The sequence below is a fragment of the Thermomonas sp. genome, from assembly GCF_047606765.1.
Lineage (GTDB): Bacteria > Pseudomonadota > Gammaproteobacteria > Xanthomonadales > Xanthomonadaceae > Thermomonas.
The window spans coordinates 1-3,291 of record NZ_JASGED010000013.1; the positions used below are offsets into that span (position 1 = coordinate 1).

A 3,291-nucleotide genomic window follows, 5' to 3' on the forward strand; every position below is an offset into this window, starting at 1 on the left:
AGTGGCTAAGGTGTTCGAGCCGCGTTTGCTGCTGACTGGAGTTTGGCTTGGCTTTATGGGGGCATGGCTACTGCCGAACATGATCTCAGATGACAACAATCCATTCTTATCCATTGTTGACGTGATCGCGCAGAGCGGAATTGGCCCCGTACCGACCCCAGCCATTTTGCTGGGAGTCGCCGGCATCCTGATCGTGGCCGCAAACATGTTTCGCATTCGGGAAATCAAGAACGCCAATATGAGCAAGAGATCGAAGTGAAGAAGAAAACTTCTGTACTCAACTCGTGGAGAAGAGTGGAGAATTGACTGGAAACTTGGCTTACTGGACCTGGTGCACCTGGCAAGCCCTCTACCGGCACCGATATTTGGAGTTTGATATGGCAACGACATTTTTCTATGGAAAAGGCAACATCGCGAATTCTCCCGAGCTGCGGCGACTGACGAGCAACAACACAGGCGAGGAGTTCGATGTGGCTAGCGTCCGGGTTTTCTTTGGTCGCTACGGCAGAGATGAGAACGGTGATATTCAGCAGAAGGGTGGCTTTTGGCGTGAGGTAGTCATCTATGGGCAAAAAGCGATTGATGTGGCCAAGCATCTGCGTAAAGGCGCTCGTGTTCTGGTCTCGGGAGAAGAACAGGAGTTTTATACAAAGGATGACAAAGAGCGCGCCAACCCAATCATCAAGATTGTGGCAGAGGATGTAGCACTGCTGCTCACGCGGATTGAGAAAGTGGTGTTCGTGCAACCGGCACAGCGGCGTGAACAAGGTGAACGGCAGGCACCCCAGGGAGGGGATACATCCCACCCATTGGATGAAGAAATTCCCGTCTGAGCACCCCCTATCGACACATCAGAAAAACGAAGCCTATTCAAAGTTCGAGAGATTGGCTGGAAAGATTGAATGCATGCCAGGCATTTGATGCATTCAAAATAATCAGGGAAGTGAATTGCTTTTCTCCTTGCGATCAAGGGTCGTCGCCAGACCATATTCATAAAATGTCGCAGGAGATGGAATGTTTTTTGTATCAGGGTATTCCAACCAAGAATTCAAGATTGACTCAGGGATAGACCGGCCATGCATCATGCTCAAGCTGCTGCAGCTCGGTCCTGAAAGCATTGAGCGCCTGGTGCAAATCACTGGATGGAACGAATCTGTCGTCCAGCAGGTTTTGCTGGAGCTGATCGCGGCCAACCAGGTCAGGTGCCGTGGCTTGCGAGGCCACAAGCGCTATGCGCTGCGAGAAACCAATACCGGGCGGTCGGCATGACATCGGTGCCACGCCCTCTTACGCTCAAACCCATCTCGCTGCAGCCGCCAGAGCTGCTGGTGCGCGCCGTGGCCGATGGCCGGCGGGTGGGATTGCAGCTTCATCATGTCCCGGGCCTGAGTCGTCCCCTGGCTGATTTCGATGCGTGGTGGAGCCCCGGTCGACGCATGTGGCTGCTGGAGACGCGGCCGGCCGACCAGTTGGTCGAGTTGCTGCGGGCCGCGTATGCGGGGCAGCACGTCGACCTGGCCGAGGCTGATGTGATGTTGCGTGCGGCGCTGGCCGCGCCCGATGCCCATCACTTCGTGCAGTTGCTCGATGTGCAAGTTTTCCCGCTGGCCAAGGGCGATTTGAGCCGTGGCCGCTGGGCCGTGAGCGTCGCGTTTGACCCGCTGTGCTCGCGCGTCATGCGCAGCCTGGGCGGCTATTTCCACAAGCATGCGTCGGCCTGGCAGGTACGTGCGGGACCCGACGAGATCATGGCGCGCCTGCAGGCCATTGCGGGCGTCGCGGCCGAGTTTGTGTTCGTGCATGAGCAGCCCGTTGTGCTTGAAGATCTGTCGAGTTCAAGCACGTCCGCCAGCCCGATCAAGGTGCCGGCCGCACCGCCTCCCCGGGGGGGAGATGCCGGCGGCGGGCCGGCGGAAGGTGCGGGGTTTCTTTCGACCGAGCGCGAGGCATCGGGCTACCTGCCGTACGACAAAGCGGCGATCCGCGCCCTGGTCGATGCCGGCGCGTTGCGGCACTACCAGGGCGTGGGTGTCGCGCACATGCTGCGCCAGACGGGTGCCTGCATGGGCGACGACATGGGGCTGGGCAAGAGCCGGCAAACCGTCGTGGCCACGCGCCTGGCCGCCGGCGCCGGCCGGGTTCTGATCGTGTGTCCAGCATCGCTGCGGCTCAACTGGGAGCGGGAGATCCGGATGGTCTACCCGGATGCCCGGGTCGGCATGGTGGGTGAGGACAGGATGAACACCTTGCGGGCCTGTGACTGGGTGATCGGCAACTACGAACGCATGGGCGGGCTTGTGCGCGAGACGGGGCTGGATTTCGCCGTCATGGCGATCGACGAGGCGCACTACCTGAAGGAGTACCAGAGCGGGCGCACGCGCAATGTCTTCCTGCTGTCGGCACGCATTCCACGCTGCTACGTGGTGACTGGCACGCCGCTGCTCAACCGCGAGATCGAGATGCACACGCTGCTGCGCATCACGGGCCACGCCCTGGGGCGCATGACGCTATCGGACTTCCGCAAGCGGTATGCCGGCAGCAGCGACAAGCGCGCCGAGCTGGCCGCGGCGATCAAGGGCTGGATGATCCGGCGCAGCAAGGCTGTGCTGACGGACCTGGGCAAGAAAGAGCGGCAACTGCGCTACATCTCGCCGGCCGAGGGCCTGGGCACGTATCAGGAGATCTACCGCGACATGGGCCTGCAGGCCATGCCCAAAATCGTCCGGCTACGCAAGACGCTGGAGGGGCTGAAGATTCCCTTCTTGGTCGAGACGGTCGAGGCCATGGGCGCTGACGACAAGATCATCATCTTCTGCGAGTACATGACCACCGTGGATGCGCTGAAACAGGCGCTGGCTGCGCTCAACGTCGGCTGTGTCAGCCTGGTGGGTTCGGATTCGGCAAAACGCCGCCAGGCGGCCGTGGATGCGTTCCAGGGTGATCCGGCCATCCGCGTGTTCATCGGCACGACGATGGCTGCTGGCGTGGGCATCACGCTGACGGCGGCGAACTTGGTTGCGTTTGCATCGCTGCCGTGGACACCGGCACTCACGCGCCAAGCCGAGGACCGGGCTTATCGGCTGGGGCAGAGACGCGACGTGTTGGTCCTGGTGCCCATCGTGCCGGGCACGATTGACGAAGGCGTGCTGCGACTGCAGGAGGGCAAGCGAAACACGGAGCTGGAGGTCATCGAAGCGGCGCAGATGGCATTGCCCGAGGAACAGCGGGAGGCAGTGAGGGAAATGCCAGCAGAAGTGTCGGAAGAGGAAGACGCCCTCTTGGCTGACTAGC

4 protein-coding genes are annotated in these 3,291 nt (G+C 60.7%); all 4 read left to right on the forward strand.

Annotated features, from left to right (window positions below):
- Positions 1–259, forward strand: a 259-nt coding sequence (locus QM612_RS01645) for a hypothetical protein (RefSeq protein ID WP_415252157.1), incomplete at its 5' end; no start/stop codon positions are given.
- A 55-nt stretch (positions 260–314) separates the two neighbouring features.
- Positions 315–833 carry a single-stranded DNA-binding protein gene (locus tag QM612_RS01650; RefSeq protein WP_415252158.1) on the forward strand — a complete coding sequence of 173 codons (519 nt, stop codon included), beginning with the start codon at positions 315–317 and terminating at the stop codon, positions 831–833.
- Between the two features lie 250 nt (positions 834–1,083).
- The gene (locus QM612_RS01655; RefSeq protein ID WP_415252159.1) at positions 1,084–1,269 is read left to right on the forward strand and encodes a hypothetical protein; all 186 of its coding nucleotides are present in this window, start codon (positions 1,084–1,086) and stop codon (positions 1,267–1,269) included.
- On the forward strand, positions 1,266–3,290 hold the full coding sequence (locus QM612_RS01660; RefSeq protein WP_415252160.1) for a DEAD/DEAH box helicase: 2,025 nt from the start codon (positions 1,266–1,268) through the stop codon (positions 3,288–3,290). Before QM612_RS01655 ends, QM612_RS01660 begins: the two co-directional genes overlap by 4 nt.
- Position 3,291 lies beyond the last annotated feature (1 nt).